The sequence below is a fragment of the Streptomyces sp. NPDC002817 genome, from assembly GCF_053592055.1.
Genome location: NZ_JBSFUY010000003.1, coordinates 406,141 through 423,208, shown reverse-complemented (window position 1 = coordinate 423,208; position 17,068 = coordinate 406,141). Strand labels below are relative to the sequence as shown.

At 72.1% G+C, this 17,068-nt stretch carries 14 protein-coding genes; 8 read left to right on the top strand and 6 right to left on the bottom strand.

Annotation, left to right across the window (positions count from 1 at the left end):
* Window positions 1-43: 43 nt before the first annotated feature.
* Window positions 44-1,078, bottom strand: a complete 1,035-nt coding sequence (locus tag ACWD3I_RS07955; protein ID WP_365394700.1) for a heme/hemin ABC transporter substrate-binding protein — start codon at window positions 1,076-1,078, stop codon at window positions 44-46.
* Window positions 1,079-1,241: 163 nt separating this feature from the next.
* On the opposite strand from ACWD3I_RS07955, the gene ACWD3I_RS07950 reads away from it, so the two are divergent.
* The 4 genes from ACWD3I_RS07950 (at window position 1,242) to ACWD3I_RS07935 (ending at window position 6,379) form a co-directional block, all read left to right on the top strand.
* Window positions 1,242-1,952 (top strand): LPXTG cell wall anchor domain-containing protein, encoded by a 711-nt coding sequence (locus tag ACWD3I_RS07950; RefSeq protein ID WP_365394730.1) that lies wholly within the window; start codon window positions 1,242-1,244, stop codon window positions 1,950-1,952.
* A gap of 32 nt (window positions 1,953-1,984) precedes the next feature.
* Window positions 1,985-2,908: an HtaA domain-containing protein gene (locus tag ACWD3I_RS07945; protein WP_365394701.1), complete on the top strand. Its 924-nt coding sequence runs from the start codon at window positions 1,985-1,987 to the stop codon at window positions 2,906-2,908.
* Window positions 2,909-3,071: 163 nt separating this feature from the next.
* Window positions 3,072-3,599: a hypothetical protein gene (locus ACWD3I_RS07940; protein WP_365394702.1), complete on the top strand. Its 528-nt coding sequence runs from the start codon at window positions 3,072-3,074 to the stop codon at window positions 3,597-3,599.
* A gap of 158 nt (window positions 3,600-3,757) precedes the next feature.
* The gene (locus ACWD3I_RS07935) at window positions 3,758-6,379 is read left to right on the top strand and encodes an immunoglobulin domain-containing protein (RefSeq protein WP_365394703.1); all 2,622 of its coding nucleotides are present in this window, start codon (window positions 3,758-3,760) and stop codon (window positions 6,377-6,379) included.
* Between the two features lie 65 nt (window positions 6,380-6,444).
* On the opposite strand, the gene ACWD3I_RS07930 is transcribed toward ACWD3I_RS07935, so the two are convergent.
* Window positions 6,445-7,371 carry an SMP-30/gluconolactonase/LRE family protein gene (locus tag ACWD3I_RS07930; protein WP_365394704.1) on the bottom strand — a complete coding sequence of 309 codons (927 nt, stop codon included), beginning with the start codon at window positions 7,369-7,371 and terminating at the stop codon, window positions 6,445-6,447.
* A 157-nt stretch (window positions 7,372-7,528) separates the two neighbouring features.
* Here ACWD3I_RS07930 and ACWD3I_RS07925 point away from each other — a divergent pair, with 157 nt between their 5' ends.
* Window positions 7,529-7,891 carry a DUF6479 family protein gene (locus ACWD3I_RS07925; protein WP_365394705.1) on the top strand — a complete coding sequence of 121 codons (363 nt, stop codon included), beginning with the start codon at window positions 7,529-7,531 and terminating at the stop codon, window positions 7,889-7,891.
* A gap of 78 nt (window positions 7,892-7,969) precedes the next feature.
* Here ACWD3I_RS07925 and ACWD3I_RS07920 read toward each other — a convergent pair whose 3' ends face one another.
* Entirely contained in the window at window positions 7,970-8,485 is a 516-nt protein-coding gene (locus ACWD3I_RS07920) for a DUF7144 family membrane protein (RefSeq protein WP_365394706.1), read from the bottom strand.
* A 126-nt stretch (window positions 8,486-8,611) separates the two neighbouring features.
* Here ACWD3I_RS07920 and ACWD3I_RS07915 point away from each other — a divergent pair, with 126 nt between their 5' ends.
* A complete protein-coding gene (locus tag ACWD3I_RS07915) occupies window positions 8,612-9,073 on the top strand; it encodes a hypothetical protein (RefSeq protein WP_365394708.1) in 462 nt (153 codons plus the stop codon).
* A gap of 28 nt (window positions 9,074-9,101) precedes the next feature.
* Here the strand turns inward: ACWD3I_RS07915 and ACWD3I_RS07910 are convergent, their stop codons facing one another.
* Entirely contained in the window at window positions 9,102-9,776 is a 675-nt protein-coding gene (locus tag ACWD3I_RS07910; protein ID WP_365394710.1) for a DUF6445 family protein, read from the bottom strand.
* 422 nt (window positions 9,777-10,198) lie between these two features.
* Here ACWD3I_RS07910 and ACWD3I_RS07905 point away from each other — a divergent pair, with 422 nt between their 5' ends.
* Complete coding sequence (locus ACWD3I_RS07905) at window positions 10,199-13,648, top strand: AAA family ATPase (RefSeq protein WP_365394712.1); 3,450 nt, start codon at window positions 10,199-10,201, stop codon at window positions 13,646-13,648.
* 4 nt (window positions 13,649-13,652) lie between these two features.
* Here ACWD3I_RS07905 and ACWD3I_RS07900 read toward each other — a convergent pair whose 3' ends face one another.
* The gene (locus tag ACWD3I_RS07900; RefSeq protein WP_365394714.1) at window positions 13,653-14,423 is read right to left on the bottom strand and encodes a carboxypeptidase regulatory-like domain-containing protein; all 771 of its coding nucleotides are present in this window, start codon (window positions 14,421-14,423) and stop codon (window positions 13,653-13,655) included.
* 237 nt (window positions 14,424-14,660) lie between these two features.
* Between ACWD3I_RS07900 and ACWD3I_RS07895 the strand changes: the two genes are divergently transcribed.
* On the top strand, window positions 14,661-15,386 hold the full coding sequence (locus tag ACWD3I_RS07895; protein WP_365394716.1) for a DUF4142 domain-containing protein: 726 nt from the start codon (window positions 14,661-14,663) through the stop codon (window positions 15,384-15,386).
* 5 nt (window positions 15,387-15,391) lie between these two features.
* Here the strand turns inward: ACWD3I_RS07895 and ACWD3I_RS07890 are convergent, their stop codons facing one another.
* On the bottom strand, window positions 15,392-17,041 hold the full coding sequence (locus ACWD3I_RS07890; RefSeq protein ID WP_365394718.1) for a glycoside hydrolase family 13 protein: 1,650 nt from the start codon (window positions 17,039-17,041) through the stop codon (window positions 15,392-15,394).
* Window positions 17,042-17,068 lie beyond the last annotated feature (27 nt).

Genomic DNA, 17,068 nt, shown 5'->3' with positions numbered 1-17,068 from the left:
TCCAGGTCGCCGCCGGCCGACGGCCAGGTTGCCGACGCGTTGTTCACACCCTGTGGATGGCGTCCACAAGGATGTCGATGACCAACGGCGTCCGCGGCCCGAAGCTCAGCAGCACGCCGTCCTCCAGGGTCACGATGCGGCGGTCGGCGCCGGCCGGGGTCTCGCGGATGCCGGGGATGTCGACGAGGCCGTCGATACCGCCGACCGACTCCAGACCCTTGTCCATCATCAGGATCACGTCCGGCCCGGCGGCGATGAGGGCCTCGCTGGTGAGCGGGGTGAAGGGCTTGTCCAGGCCGCCCTCGACGCCCGCGTCGACCGCGCCCGCGGCCTCGATCAGCGAGTCGGCGCCGGAGCCCTTGCCGCCCATCAGATAGACGGCCGCGCTGCCGCGCATGTAGAGGAAGGCGACCTTGGGCCTGCTGCCCTCGGGGACGCCCGCCTTCGCCGCGGAAAGGTCTTCGGCGATACGGGAGTTGAGGGCTTTCCCGGCCTCCGGGACGCCGAGCGCCTGCGCGATCCGGGTGGTCCGCGTCGGGACGTCGGACAGCTTCGTCGCCGGGTCCAGGACCACGACCGGGACGCCCGCGTCGCGGATCTGGTCGATGGCTTCGCTCGGGCCGGTGTCGGTGTCGGCGAGCACGACCGTCGGACGCAGCGACAGCACGCTCTCCGCGCTCACGTCGTGCGCCTTGGTGACCTGCGGGAGCTTCTTGGCCTCCGCGAAGGTGGCGGTGATGTCCCGGCCGACGACCTGGTCGCCGAGCCCGAGCGTGAACACGATCTCCGCGACGCCGCCGTTGAGGGGCAGGATGCGCGACGCGTCCCGCACCGTCACCTCGCGCCCGTCGGAGGAGTCGACCGTCACCGGCAGCTTCGGTGTGGGCGCCTCGCCCGCCAGCGGCACGAGGGTGTTCTTCGCCAGCTGTTTCTCGGCGGCCGCCGCCCGTGCGCTCGCGGAGACCGGTGTGGCCCCGGTGGACGCCTTGTCCGGGCCGCCGCCCGCACAGGCTCCCGTCAGCAGCGCGAGGGCCAGGGCCCACGGCGCCAGTCCGATCCGTCTTCCTGACCTACGCATCGCCGAAGTTCCTCCGAGTCTCCTGGGTCCCGCACAGTTGAGAATAGATTAGGTTAGGTTTACCTTATTGACTCGTGGTGGGGGTGCCGTCTTGCTGTCCTCAAGTGCCCTGCGTGGCCGAGGAGTTGTCCGCTTCGCCGGGGTTGCCGCTTCGGCGGGACTGGTGTTGACCGCGGTTTCACCGGCCGCCGCGGCCGATACGACGACCGGTCCCGAGGGGCAGAAACTCACCGTCTCCAAGAGCTCGGGCCTGGACCCGGCGGGCGAGACGGTCACCGTCTCCGGCACCGGCTACAACACCGAGAAGGGCATCTACGTCGCCTTCTGCGTGGACAACGGGGCGGGCAGGACCCCGACCCCCTGTGTCGGCGGCGTGGACATGTCCGGCGAGTCCGGGGCCTCCGTGTGGGTCTCCTCCGACCCGCCCTCCTACGGAGAGGGCCTCGCCAAGCCCTACAAGGGCAGCGGACACGACGGCTCCTTCTCCGTGCAGCTCAAGGTCCGCGCCAAGGACGCCAACACCGACTGCACCAAGTCGGGCGTCACATGCGCCGTCATCACGCGCAACGACCACACCCGGGGCGGGGACCAGAGCCAGACGGTGCGGATCCCGGTGACGTTCGGCGGGACCGGTTCGGGCACCGCCACGTCGACGCCGAGCGCGACCGCCTCGGCGGGCACGACGGGCGGCGGCACCACGACGGGCGGCTCCGGCACCGGCTCCGGCACGTCGGAGACCACCTCGGACGGCCCCCTCGCCTCGACCGGCTCCACCGCCCTGACCGCCGGACTCACCGCGGCCGGCCTGGTCGCGGCCGGCACCGGCACCTGGCTGTGGGCGCGCAGGCGCCGGACGGCCGCGAACGCCGGCTGACCCCACCCCACTTCCCCCAGGGAGAGTTGAAGATGGCGAAGAGACCCGGCGCCGCCGCCGTGACGGGCGGCGCGCTGCTCGCGCTGCTGTGTCCGGGCGTCGCGACGGCGGACGCGCTGCCACGCGAGGTGACCGGCGGCTACACGGCCCTCACCCTTGCGGACCAGGACGTCTCGCTCGACGTCGCCGAACCTGCGGTACGAGGATCGGGGGACCGTGCCTGGTTCCCGGCGACCGGCGGCGGGGCGGATCCCGAAACGGGGGACGCGGACGTGGAGTTGGGCGGTACGGCCCTGCTGACTTCCGCCGCCGGGAAACAGCTGCCCCTGAGTGGACTCCGGCTGGAGCTGGACGGCGGTACGGGCGCGCTCCACGCCCGTACCGCCGTCGACGGGCAGACCCGCGAACTCGTCCTGGCCGATGTGACGTCCGGCGCCGCACCCGTCGTACGGACAAGCGGTGTGACCTGGAGCGGTCTGCGGGCGGCGCTCACCGAGGACGGCGCCGTGCTGCTGTCCGGATGGAGCGGGGCCGAGTTCGCCGCGGGGGACCCGTTCGGGGTGCTGGACGTGACGGTGGGTACGGAGTCCGAGGACGCGGCCCCGCAGACACCGCGGCCGGAGCCGACGCCGGCCTCGACACCCTCGCCGTCCCCCGCGCAGACGAGCCAGGCCGCACCCGAACCGGCCGCACCCACCGCCTCGGTCGCCCGCTCCGCCCTCGCCCCCGGCGCCGAACAGCAGGTCACCGGCGAGGGATTCGAGCCCGGCGAGGTCGTGCTGGTCTCGATCGACCAGGACACCCGGTACCAGACGGTGGCCGACGAGCGGGGGCAGGTCTCGCGGGCCTTCCCGGTGTACGACACGGCCGTCGAGGGTGTCCACACCGTGGAGCTGTACACGGTGACCGGCGGGCGCGCTGCCGTCGCGGAGTTCGGGGTGCGGGCCCCGGAATGATCCCCTCAGGGGGCAGGGAGCGGGTCGGGCCGGCCCGCTCTTCGGCATGCCCAAATCCCTTATACCCAAAGGGACTTGAGACTTCTTTGCCGTCCGTTGACAAACAGCGCGATCTCGTACTTAGGTTTGCCTTACCTAACTTGAGAGAAAGGTGCTCCTCCCCATGAGAGCCAACCTCGCCGCCCGCGCCGGCCTCGCCGTCGCCGCCGCCTCCGCCCTCACCCTGGGCCTGGCGACCTCCGCGTCCGCCGCGACGTCGACCCGCACGATCGTCGACGGCACCACCACCTACAACCTGTCGGTGACCGCCCCGAGCACCGCCTCCGCGACCGGCCAGGTCGTCAACGTCACCGGCTCCGGCTTCAACACCGGCCAGGGCATCTACGTCGGTCTGTGTGTGGTCGACGGCGCGGCCGGCGTGAACAAGCCGACTCCTTGCCTGGGCGGTCAGGACGAGACCGGCGCCACCGGCGCCTCGCACTGGGTCAACAACACCTTCGGCGGCATGTTCGCCAACAGCTCCAAGTTCGGCACCGGCGGCACCTTCGACGTGAACATCTACGTCAACCCCGACCTCGGTGACGGCAACGTCTGCGGCTCGACCGTCGACTGCGCCATCGTCACCCGCGCCGACCACTTCGACACCAACGACCGCAAGTACGACGTCCACGTCCCGGTCACCTTCAGCTAGGCGCCGGCAGCTCCGACTGGTCCACGGGCCGGCCCCCATCGGCCGGCCCGTTCCGGCACGTCCGACAGCCGAAAAAGGTGCGCATCCCACGTGAGGCGCGGGGCCCGGCTCTCGCACCACCGGAGTACCGGGCGCACCCGACAAGTGAGGTTCATTTCATGGCAGTTGACAGACCGGACGGAGCGGGCGGACTCCGTCTCAGACGTCCCGCGGCGCTTCTGGGGGCCGTCGCGCTGACGGCCGCGGCCGTGACGGCCGTCGTCGCTCCCGCCGCCCATGCCGCCGACACCCCGAAGACGGCACTGGGCAAGAGCGGTCAGAAGCTGACCGTCTCCGCCTCCGCGAACCTGGACCCGGACGGCGACACGATCCAGGTCACCGGGGCGGGTTACGACGACACCAAGGGCATCTACGTCTCCGTCTGCAAGGACAACGGCGACAACCGTCTCCCCACCCCCTGCCTCGGCGGCGCCGACCAGGACGGCAGCAGCGGCGCCTCGAAGTGGATCATCCCCAGGGACGCCTCCGACGAGGGCGCCGGCACGGTCGCCGAACGCTGGGGCGAGGGCGGTACCTTCGACGTCACCCTCGGCGTCAAGTCCAAGGAAAGCGGCCTCGACTGCCTCCAGGTCGCCTGCTCGGTCGTCACCCGCGTCGACCACAACGCCAGTGGCGACCGGTCCCAGGACGTCCGCATCCCGATCTTCTTCGAGGGCCAGGACCCAGGTGACGGCGGCGAGGACGGCGGCGACGGCGTGGACGTCCCGCCGGGCACGCCCAGCTACGCGCAGACCGCCGAGTTCACCGCCGCCGGGCGTCCCCTGGACCTGCTGCTGCACCCCGACTCCGGGAAGCTGTACGTCGGTTCGGAGAACATCCCCGACACCGCCGACGTCATCGAGTCGGGCCTGTACGCCCTGGACCCCAAGGACGGCACGCTCCTCAGCAAGGTCGCCCAGGCCCCCGGTGTGCCCGCCACGTCAGCCCTCGTGGGCCGCAGGATCATCGCCCCGCTCACCGGCGACGGCGTGCTCTTCCACTACCCGCTGCGCGGCATCGGCATGGCCAAGGACGGCGACGCGGCCGCGAAGGGCTACTCGTACACCGGCACGGGGTTCACCGGCGTCGGACAGGACGCCGACACCTCCAGCGTGCTGGTCGCGGCGGGACCCGAGCTGCGCCGCGTCGACCTCGCCACCGGCACCGTGGAGAGCACCCTCACCCTCGAGGGCGGCAGGGAGCTCGGGGTGGACGCCGCCCGGGGCGTGGCCTGGTCCGTCGGCACCGCAGAGGGCAAGAAGGTGCTGCGCCGCGTGGCCACCGCGTCCTTCCACGTCACCGCCACGGTCGAACTACCCGCGGACACGGGCGCCGTGTACTTCGTCGAGCCCGACCCGGCCACCGGAAACGTCTGGCTGGGCCTGGAGACCTCGGTGCTCGTCCTGGACAGGGACGGCAAGCCGCTGACCACCCTGACGGGCACGGACCGGGCCACGGCGGCGGCCTTCGACGAGCTCACCGGCCGGGCCTTCGTCCTGCGCCAGGACCACTCCGACAACGACTCCGCCCAGGACGGCAACGGCGCCCTGGAGATCCTGGACGGCAGGACCTTCCGGCAGGCGACGGCGCCGACCGTGCTGCCGGGCGCCGAGGCGTCCACGTACGCGGGCATCGCCGTGACCCCGGGCGCCGCGACCGTGTACGTCACCAAGTGGGCGGAGAGCAAGGTCCTCAAGCTCGGCTTCCGCTCGTCCCCCAAGGTCACCCTGTCCCCCGCCGACCGGACCGTCGCCCCCGGCGACAAGGTCACCTTCGCCGCCGCCGCCGAGGGCACCCCGGCGCCCACGGTGAGCTGGAGCGTCAGCTCCGACGGCGGTCAGACCTGGGGGAAGATCGCGGGCGCGACGGACCCCACGTTCACCTTCACCGCGAAGGCGGTCCAGGACGGCCGCGAGTACCGCGCCGAGTTCACCAACACGGCGGGCACGACCCGGACTTCGCCGGTCACCCTGACGGTCGTGAAGGAAGAGGACCCGGACGACGACAACAGCTCCCCGCCCCCCACCGACGGTGAGGACGACAAGCCCTCAGGATCCAGGACCGGCACCGGCTCCGAGGGGCAGAAGCTGACCGTCACCCCGGTCAACAACCTCGCCACCGAGAACCAGACCCTGAAGATCACCGGTTCCGGCTACGACGAGGACAAGGGCATCTACGTCGCCCTGTGCGTCGACAACGGCGACGGTGAACTGCCCACCCCGTGCGTCGGCGGCGTCGACATGACCGGCGGGTCCCACTCCTCGGCGTGGATCTCCTCCAACCCGCCGGACTACGGCGAGGATCTGGCGACCCCGTACGAGGACGGCGGCTCCTTCGAGGTCGAGCTCACGGTGGACGCCAAGGACGAGTTCACCGACTGCTTCGCGGCGAAGTGCGTCCTGGCCACCCGCGCCGACCACACCCTCTCCGGCGACCGCTCCCAGGACGTGAAGGTCCCGGTCAGCTTCGTCGGCCAGGACCCCGTCGACACGGACCCGGGCACGGACGACGGCACGGACACCCCGGACGACTCGGACTCCGGCGGCTCCGGCTCGGGCGGCACCACCGGCGGCACGGGCAACGCCACGACCGGCGGCTCCGCCGGAGGCACCGTCGCCACCGGCTCCACGGGCGGCAGCCTCGCCTCCACCGGCGTGACCGTGCTGTCCGTGGCCGCCCTCGCGGCCGCCCTGACGGGCGCCGGCTGGGTGGCGTACCGACGGGGCAGTACCGTCAACTGAAGCCCGGCGTACAGACGTTCGCCCTCTCCGGCGCGGCCGGAGAGGGCGGACTCATGCGCGGGGTGTCACAGGGACACGGCGACGGCGTTGTACGTCGTCTCCGGTGTCGGCGGGGTCGTGAAACGGGCGTTGACCAGGTACAGCCGGTCCCCGAAGCGGGCGGCCGTGGTCGGCACGTCGAAGCGCGGGTCGGTGATCGTGGTGCGCAGGGTCGCGGTGGTGGCCCTGGCGTCCAGGTCCCAGACGCTCACCAGGTTGAGACGGTTCTGGACGACGTACAGCGTGCGACCGATGCGCCACAGACCGTCGCCGTTGACGACGGTGTCCTGGCCGACCAGCGTGATCTTCGTGGCGTGCCCGGTCTTCGGGTTCACGTTGTAGAGCTCGCCGGGGGTGGACTTGACGACGATCAGGCCGCGGCCGTCGGGGGCGCCGACGACGCCGTTGGCGTTGTTGACGTCGGGGAGCTGCACCCAGTCGCCGGTGAGCGGGAGGGTGCGGACGGCGCCGTCGCGGCCGCGGGGGACGCTGTGGAGCTGGGCGGCGCGGGAGTCGGTGAACCAGGCGCGGTCGCCGAGCAGGGTGACGTCGTTGATGAAGTGGCCGGTGGCCTCGCTCAGTTGGAAGGTGCGGACGACCTCGCCGGTGCGCGAGTCGTGGACGCGGGCGACACCGGTGTTGCCCGCGACGTACAGCAGGCCGTCGCGGTCGATCTTCAGGCCGACGGCTATCTGGCCGGTGGCTCCGGCGTAGAGGATCTTGCCCTCGCCGGTGCGCAGGTCGACGCGGTAGATGCCGCCGGTGCCACGGGAGCCGAAGTAGGCGTAGGGCTTCGAGCCGATCGCGATGCCCTCGGGCAGCCAGCCGTTCGGCAGCGGGAAGTCGGTGGGCCAGGCGGCGGTCTGTGCGGTGGCGGGGGTGGCCGTCACCGCCAGTGCGGCCAGGGCCGCGGCGCCGCCGAGGACGGCTCTGCGGCTCGGTTTTTGGATCATGGTGGGGACCTCCGTGGAATCCAACTCCGTTTACCGTTCCTTTAGTTGGCAACGGCACGGCGTAAAGCCGAGTTCCCGGAAATCCCGAAGACAGCACTTGGACAGGTTCCTCGAATTCAGAACTGTCCTTTTGAGGCATTTCGGCGATACTTGCAATATGAGTACCGCAACGTTTGTAGTAGCGGCCGCGGGAAGCGACGTGCTCAACGTGATCGCCGCTTTCGTCGGTGGTGCGTTCATCGCCGGTGCACTGATCTTGGCCGTGCAGTTCGGCATGCGGGTACAGGACCGGGAACTTGTCAGGCCCCGCCCGGACGAGCAGCCCACCCTTCCCAGCACCGGCGCGATCCACGAGATCAGAGAGATGCGGGAGCCGAACGTGGTCCCGCTCGCGGAGCGGGAGCGGCTCATGCCGTATCAGCTCCATCACGGCAGTAAACGAGGCAAGGACCAGCAGCGAAAGCGCTGGCTGCCCGGGTCCAGCGGATCCTTCGGCAGCGGCGGCCTGGGACACGTGTGACGGTGTGACGCCAGGGGCTGCCCCGCCGACCAGGCGGGCAGCCCCTCTTCGCCTGTGCCGTCAGGGATCCGGCCCGAATCAGCGCCCTGCTGGAGCGGTACCGCGCCCTGAGACGTGGGGCGCCGTCGCCAGGGCCCAGATCACGAAGAAGTCCACGCCGACCATGATCATGGACCAGGCGGGGGAGTACGGCAGGAACAGGAAGTGCAGGACCATGCTCGCCGAGGCCAGGAAGATGCCGGTCATCCGGGCCCACCAGGCACCCTTGAGGACGCCGTAGCCCACGGCCAGGAGGACGACGCCCAGGACGAGCATGATGACGCCCCAGCCGGTGAGGCTGATCTTGTAGACGTAGTCGGCGACCCGGTTGTAGACATCGTCCGTGGCGAGCGCGGAGATGCCCTGGAGGATCGCCAGCACGCCGTTCACCAGCATCAGGACACCGGCGAAGACGAGCCCGCCGGTCGCGAACCCGCTGCCCGCCGGCATGTCGGCCGGGGTGGGCGCGGCCTGCTGGTGCTCCTTGTCCCATACGGGCGGTGTCGCGGAGGGGGGTGTCGCGGGGGGCGGCGTCGCATGCGGTTGCTGAGTCATGGTTCGACGATCTGCCCGGGCCCCGTCGGGCACCACGGGGGCAGGGCCGTACGGGTGACGGCCGGGGTGCGGTCGCGGGCGGGCCGATCTTCACTGGAGGAACCCCCGCAGCACCCTGGAGGCGATATGACCGGCTACCGCCGGGCACTGGCGGCGACCGTCGCGGCCGCCGCGCTCACCGGACTCACCGGCTGCTCCGACGACGACACACCCGCGTCGGTGGCGAGCAGGGCCGCGTCCGCCGCATCCCAGGGCGCTGACGTGTTCGCGTCGGCGACGGCCGAGGTCGGCGAGAGGTTCGACGACATCAAGAACGGCGTCGACGTCAAGGACGACGTGAAGCTCGGCACGGTCACCACCTCGGGCGGGCGCGCCGAGGCCGAGGTGAGCGCGACCAACACCGCCGGCTCGCAGAAGTCCTTCCTGGTGCAGGTGAACTTCACCGACGGCGACGGCAACTTCCTCGACTCGGTCGCGGTGACCGTCTCCGACGTGGCGGCGGGCAGCTCCGGGAAGGCGACGGCCCGCAGCAACCGCGATCTGTCCGGTGCGGTGAAGGCGGAGGTGGACAGGGCGGTCCGCTACTGAAGCCGCTGCCGACTCCCGCGCCGAGACCTCACGCCATCCAGAAGAAGACCGCCGTCATCCGCTTCTCCTCCAGGGTGGCGCCGCAGTAACCGGTCGCGCTGTGCACCAGGTTGGCGCTGTAGAGCAGCAGCCGGTTGTACCGGTGCGGCACGCGTACGTCCTCCTCGAAGGCGTCCGGCGCCACGAACCGGGTGCCGAGCGCGTCGACGAGGTTGTTGTGCGGGGCCTGCATGACGTTGCCGCCGAGGCGGCCGCCGGGCAGGGACTGGCGGTAGAAGCTGGTCCCGCAGTCCTTGGGGACGCCGGGGTTGAGGTAGAGCACCGCCGCGTACCGGCACAGGTTGCGCGAGTCGGTGTGCGGGCGGGGCGTACTCTCGCCCTCGCCGACGACCTGGACGCAGTTGTGGTTGAGGGTGCCGCCGCCGGGTGTGCGCTGGACCCACAGCTCCTTGGCACCGGTGGCCTGTCGCACCAGCCGCTCGACCCGGGCCAGTTCGTCCGGTTCCAGGCCCGGCATGGCCCGCAGCCCCGGCCACGCCTCCGGCTTGTGCGGGTGGCCCTCGACCCAGTCGTCCTTGGCCAGACACCGCTCCCGTACGGCGTCCGCGTCGGGCAGGACGTCGTCCAGGACCCAGTAGTCACGCCCCTTGGTGGGCTTGCGGTAGGGAAGCACGGGAAGCGTGACAGGGGGGTGTGGGGGCATGCGCCGAATCTAGGGCCGGGCCTTCTTTTGACTCTCCCGCAAAGGGGTCTTGACTCTCCCGCGAAGTGGTCAACCTTCCGTCAACGGGCGCACGGAATACGGGATATCACGCGCATAATTGTCCGCATTCCGAACCCCATGTGTCAGTAATTTGCCAGTAACGCCCGCTGCCTAAGGTCACTCACATCGGCCCTGTTCCGACACATTGGCCACGAGCAGGGCCGAGTCATGCCCCTCGGGACGGGAGCCGCCGTATCCCTCCTGTGGGGGGTAGGGATACACGCCGGGAGCCCCGCGAGACCGATGAGGTCACCAACCGCGGGGCCTCCGGTGACCGGTCCGGGCGTTTCACATGTCCGGACATTTTGTTTGTCCGGTCATATTCTGGCCAAAACAGGAAACCGGGCTAGAGTGCGGCCCACATGAGCAGCAGAAACGCGGAAACGGCCGACGGTGCCGCGCGCCGGCCGGCGCCGCCCGTCCTGCGGCTGTACCTGCTCGGCGGCTTCCGCACCGAACGGACGGACGGGGCCCCCGTCGCCGATCGCTGGCCCCGCCCCAGCTCCCGTCGCCTCGTCGAACTGCTGGCCGTCTCCCCCGGCCGGGTCAGGCACCGCGAGGAGATCATCGAGATGTGCTGGCCCGACACGGCCGGCACCCCCGCCGCCCTCGGCAGCCTCCGCGTCGCCCTGCACGCCGCCCGCCGCGCCCTGGAGCCGGAGCTGACGGCCCGTACCCCCTCCTCGTACCTGGTCGGCGAGGGCGCACTGCTCCGGCTGGCGCACGAGACAGTGTGGATCGACGCCGACGAGGCCGAGACCCTCGCCGAGCGGGCCCTGCGCACCGCAACCACCGCCCACCTGGCCGCCGCCCTCGAGGCCTTCACCGGCGAACTGCTCCCCGAGCACCGCTACACCCCGTGGGTGGAGGCACGGCGCGAGCGGCTCGACGCGCTGCGCGACTCCGTACGGCTCACCCTCGCCGAGGCGTACCTGGCGGACGGCGAGACGGAACGGGCCGCGGCCACCGCCCGCCGGATCCTCGCCGACAGCGCCGCCGAGGAACGCGCCCACCGGGTCCTGATCGGCGCCTGCCTCCGCCAGGGCATGCGGCGCCGCGCCCTCGCCCAGTACCACCAGTGCCGACGCGCGCTGGACGCCGAGTGGGGCATCCGGCCAGGCCCCGAGACCGAGGCACTGCACCGTGCGGCGCTGGCCACCTCCACGACGGTCGTACGACATCCCGCTCCCGCCGCTCCGACACCGCCGCCGGCCGTGATCGACACCCTCGCGGCCTCGCCCTTCGTCGGCCGCCGCGCCGAACTGGAACACCTTCTCGACCCCACCCGCCCCGCCCTGTCCGTGATCGGCGGCGAGGCGGGCATCGGCAAGACCCGGCTGGCCGCGGAGGTGGCACGGCGGGCCGCGGCGGACGGGGCGGCCGTGCTGTGGGGCGCGAGCCACGACACGGCGGAGCAGGCACCGTACGGCCTGTTCGTGGAGGCCCTGGAGGGCTGGCTGGCCGGCCGTCCGGCGGCCGAACGGGCCCGGGCGGGCGCGGAGTACCCCGAGCTGGCGGCGCTGCTGCCGGCGCTGGGCCAGATCGGCCCGGCGCCTGGGCGCGGCGGCGGCCCCGAGTACGAGCGCGAGCGGATCTTCGCCGCCGTCCGCGGCCTGCTGGCCTCGGCGGCGGCACCGGGCGGTGTGCTGGTGGTGCTGGACGACGTCCATACGGCCGACACGGCGTCGCTGCACCTGCTGAGCCGCCTGGCCCGCCGCACCCAGGGGTCCGCGAACGTGCGCTTCCTGGCCACGTACCGCCCCGAGGACCTCCCCGAGCCGGACCCGCGCCGCACTCTCGTCGACACCCTCGTGCGCCAGGGAGCCGCCCACCGGCTCCGCCTGCCCCGCCTGGACCGCACGGACTGCCTGACACTGGCGGCGAACGCGATGAGCGGCGACGGCGACTCCACGACCCTGGAACGCGTCTGGGAGCTCTCCCTCGGCCACCCCCTGTTCGCCGTGGAACTGGCCAAGGCGACATCCGGGATGTCCGGGTACGGGGACCTGACCCCACCGGAGGGCGTCCGCCTCCTCGTCGCCGAACGTCTGTCCCGCCTCAGCCCGGCCGCCTGCCAGGTCATCGAGACGGTGGCGATGGCGTGCGGCGGGGTCGCGGCGCTGACGGAGGTGCAGGAGGTCGCGGGCGCCACGGCGGAGGTGGCCGACGGCATCGACGCCGCGCTCGCCGCCGCCGTACTGGAGGAACGGGCCGTACCGACGGACGGGCGGACCGTGCCCGGCCTGGGCTTCAGGCATCCGCTCATCCGGCTGGTGTGCCGGGAGCGCCTCTCGGTCGCGCGGCGCCGCCGACTGCACGCCGCGTACGCCGAGTTGCTGCTGCGCCGACGCCCCGGCGCGGTCGACGCCGTGGCCGCGCACCTCACGGGCGCCGACGACCCGCGCGCCGCAGACCATCTGCACCTCGCGGCACGCCGGGCCGCGGCCGTCGGCGCCGACGACACCGCCGACCACTACTACGGCGAACTGACCGCCCGCCTCGACGCGGTCGCCGTCGAGGCCGCCCGCATCCGCCTCGACCACGCCGCCGTACTGCGCCGCATGGCCCGCCACGAGGACGCGGCGCGGGTCCTGAGGGAGGCGCTGACGGATCTGCGGAGACATGGCACCGCGGACGAACAGGTCTGGGTGGCCGCCCAGCTGGCGGAGACCCTGGCCAAGACCGGGGCGGCGGAGGAAGGGTTCCGTCTGCTGGACGCGTACCGCCCGAGTGGGGAGATGCCGGCGGAGACGGTCACGGCGTACTGGATGGCGCGGGGTGTGCTGTGTTTCGTGACAGGCGACTACGAGGGTTCGTTGGGGGCGGCACGTACGGCGGAACAAAGCGCCGGTGAGTGTGACGCCCCCAGGGGCGCGGGGCCGCATCGATATGCGGCTCCGCCGCGGGGCGCGACCAGCCACGACGAGCCCGCACCCGCCGACGGCGAGAACACCCCCCACGGTCTGCGAGCCCGCGCACTGGCCCAACAGTCCACGTCACTCGCCCTCACCGGAAGGCTCCCGCAGGCCCGCGCCGCAGCGGACGCCGCCCTCCCGCACGCCGAGGCACACGGCGACCCCCGACTGCTGGCAAGGGTCCTGTCGATCCTGCGCGAGCATGCGAGACGCTCGGGCCGGCTACGGGAAGCCGCCGCGATCGGCCGCCGCGCCCTCGACCTGGCCGACGGCTGCGGGGACCCGGAGGCCGCCGCCTTCGAACGCGCCAACCTCGCCGAAGTACACGTCCTGCTCGGCGAGTTCGAAGCGGCCGCGGAACTCGCCGCCGACGCCGTCGCCGAGGCCCAGGCCCACTCCGGCTGGTGCCTGCCGTACGCCCTCACCGCCCTCGCCCGCGTCCAGCTGCGCGGCGGCCCCCGCCCCGCGCTCCCCGACCCCCGGGAACTGCTGACCCGCGCCGCCCACTGTGTGTCCCGCCGCCCCGACCACCAGGCCGACTACGAAGTACGCACCGCACAGGCCGAGTTGGCGCTCCGCGACGTCCGCCCCGACCGCGCCCTCGCCCTGCTGGAAACCGTGTCCGGCACCGGCGTCCCCGTCATCGCCGCCTGGGCCCACCTCACGGCCGGCGATCCCGCGCGCGCCGCCCGGCTCGCCGCGCAGGAAGCCGTACGGGCCGCCGGGGCGGGCGAGGCGGTCACCGAGTGCGAGGCCCGTACCGCCCAGGCGACGGCGCTGGCGGTACTGGGCCGCACGGACGAGGCCGGGCGGTGTGCGGCCCGGGTGCGCGAACTCGCCACGGCCCTGCCCTATCCGACGGTGCTGCGCAGGGTGTCCCACGCGAACCCGTCGTGACCCGTCACCGCGTGGCGGACCCCACCGTGACGTTCTTCTGCTCGCTCACCGCGCTGACCCCGTTGAGGGAAGCGGTCGCCTGGAGCCGTCCCGGGCCGGCGGGAAGCGGCAGAGCGGGCCGGCAGGACCATGTGCCGCCGGCGCCGGCCGTCGTGGTGCACACCTCGGCCCCCGGCTCCGGTCCCTGTCCTGTCACCCCTTCGTCCTTCGCGTCCTCGTGCCGCACGGTCACCTGCGCCCCCGGATACGCGGTCCCGGCCATCTCCGGCCGCGCGCCGAGCGGCACCCCGGACTCGGGCCGGGCCAGCGTCGGTTCGGGCAGGCCGACGATCACCGCGCAGGTTCCGTGGTCCTTGCGGGTGCCGCGCGCGTCCGTGAGCCGCATCGCGCAGCCGGTCAGGCGGGTGCCGGGCACCGCGTCGGCCGGTACGGCGAGGACGAAGGGGAAGGTCTGCTCCTGCCAGGCGCTGCCGTTCGTGGTGCCCGTGTAGGTGTACGTGGCGCTGTCGCCGTCGGTGTCGACCGCGCCGCGGTAGCCGTGGGCGTCGAGGGGGGTGTCGGTGACCTCGGTGCCCGCGGGGGCGGTGAGTGTCAGGCGTGACCCTGCGCCGAGGGCGGGGCCGGTGTATCCGGCGGCCTCCACGATGCCCTCGCGACCGGGCACGATGGTGACGGTGGCCCAGAGGTCACGGCCGCCGTGCGCGTGGGCGGGCGTCCAGGCCGACATGATCAGGGTGAGTGCGGTGATACCGAGGGCGGCTGTCTTCCGGCTCATTCCTTGATTCTGACGGGGCGTCGGGGTGGAGTGCCTGCGCTGCGCGTCCGTACGGGTTGCTCGTCGTCGGTGTCCACGCCCAGGAGACCGGGAGACCGGCGAAGTGACGTACGCATCATGAACACCGTCAGCTCCCCGTCCGTACTACAGGTCCGAACAACCCCGATCGGAACAGGAGCCACGGTGCGCTTTTCGCGGAATACCACGGGAACGCTCTTCGTGGGCGGTGCGCTCAGCATGACCCTGGTCGCACTCGCCTACCCCGCGATGCTCGGCTTCGACAAGGTGTCCACCGCCCAGGACCGCGTGATCGCCCAGACCCAGTGGGGTCCGTTGACCGAACAGGACCGGGACTTCGTGGTCAAGGTGCGGGCGGCGGGCCTGTGGGAGTACCCGCTGGGGAACAGCGCCCTGAAGAACGGGACGACGGAGGAGGTCAAGGAGGCGGGACGGCATCTCATCGACGGACACGCCGCCCTGGACGCCGCCTGCCGCAAGATCGCCCCGATGCTCAACATCACCCTGCCGAACGTGGCGAGTCCGCAGCAGGTCGCCTTCGTGAACCAGATCGACTCCAGCTCCGGCAGGGAGTACGACTCGAACTTCGCCAACATCCTGCGCATCACCCACGGGTCGATCTTCAACACGATCGCCAAGATCCGCTCCACCACGAAGAACTCGCTGGTGCGATCGCTGGCCGACATGGCCAACAACACGGTCCTGGACCACATCACGGTCATGGAGAAGACCGGCTTCGTCAACTTCGACCAAGCCCTGTTCCAGCAGACCACCCCGCCGAAGCTGCCGCTCACCGACCTGACCCCGCCGGCGCCGCAGCCCGGCGAGCCGATGGTCGTGCTCAGCCCGCCGGCGAACCCGACGTCCACACCGATCGCGATCCCGGGCGAACAGTCGGGCACCACACCGGCCGCGGGCGCCAGCCCGAGCCCGACCATCGGCTGATTCCGCTACGCCAGCCAGACCGTGGTGTCCGGTGCCAGCAGCCCGTCCTCCAACGGGCCGCTGGCGAGCAGCACTTCACCCGGCGGCAGCTCCACCGCCGCCGGGGACAGGTTGGCCACACACCGCCACCCGTCGTGCCGTACGAAGTCCAGCACCCCGTCGGCGGCCCCGTCCGCCCAGGTCAGCGCCTCTCCCTCCAGCAGTTTGCGGCGCAGCTTCAGGGCCGTGCGGTACAGCTCCAGGGTGGATCCCTCCCTGCCGTCCTGCGCCTCGACGGCGTACTGCGCGAAGCTCTCCGGCTGCGGCAGCCAGGCCCCGCCCGCGCCGAAGCCGTACGACGGCCCGGTCCGCGTCCACGGCAGCGGCACCCGGCAGCCGTCGCGGCCCTTGCGGACACGTCCCGTCTGCTCCCAGATCGGGTCCTGGAGCACCTCGACGGGCAGGTCGGCGACCTCGGGCAGCCCGAGTTCCTCGCCCTGGTAGACGTACGAGGATCCGGGCAGCGCCAGCATGAGGAGCGTGGCGGCGCGCGCACGGCGCAGCCCCTTGGCGGTATCGACCTGCGGGGCGTGGCCGCCGGAGAGCAGCCAGGCGTTGTCGTCCGTGCCCGGCGGGAGCATCAGTCGGGAGGTGTGGCGTACGACGTCGTGGTTGGAGAGCACCCAGGTGGCCGAGGCCCCGGCCTCGCGGGCGCCCGCGAGGGAGTCGACGATGACCTGGCGCAGTTCCGCCGCGTCCCAGCCCGCGAGCAGGTAGGCGAAGTTGAAGGCCTGGCCGAGCTCCTCGGGGCGGGCGTACTGCGCGCGCCGGGCCGCGCTCGGGACCCAGGCCTCGGCGACCGCCATGCGGGGCGGGCGGTAGGAGTCGAAGACCTTGCGCCAGTCGCGGTAGATCTCGTGGACCTCGTCGCGGTCGAAGAAGGGGTGGGTGCCGGGCGCGAACTCGGTCAGCGCCTCCTCGCCGCTGAGTTCGGGTGCCCCGAGGTCGCGCAGCGGCTCGGCGAGGTCCTTGGCCAGGGCGTGGGCCACGTCGACGCGGAAGCCGTCGACGCCCCGGTCGGACCAGAAGCACAGGGTGGTGCGGAAGTCGGCGCGGACCTCGTCGTGGTCCCAGTTGAAGTCGGGCTGCTCGGGTGTGAACAGGTGCAGATACCACTGCCCGTCCGGCACCCGCTTCCAGGCGCTGCCGCCGAACACGGACTGCCAGTCGGTGGGCGGCAGTTCCCCGTGGGCACCCCGCCCGTCCCGGAAGACGTACCGCTCGCGGGCGGCCGAGCCGGGCCCGGCGGCGAGGGCCTCCTGGAACCACACGTGCTGGTGGGAGCTGTGGTTGGGGACGAGGTCGACGATGACCTTCAGTCCGAGACGGTGGGCTTCGGCGACCATGGCGTCGAAGTCGTCGAGGGTGCCCAGGCGCGGGTCGACGTCCCGGTAGTCGGCGACGTCGTAGCCGCCGTCGGCGAGCTCGGACGGGTAGAAGGGGCTCAGCCACAGGGCGTCGACGCCGAGGCCGCTCAGATGCGTGAGCCGCTCGGTGACGCCTCTGATGTCACCGAGCCCGTCGCCGTCGGCGTCGCCGAAGCTTCGGGGGTAGACCTGGTAGACGACAGCCTGCCGCCACCAGTTCGGGTCCCTGGACGAGAGGTCGGGGGTCACACGATCTCCTGAGTGCTTTGTGCGTAC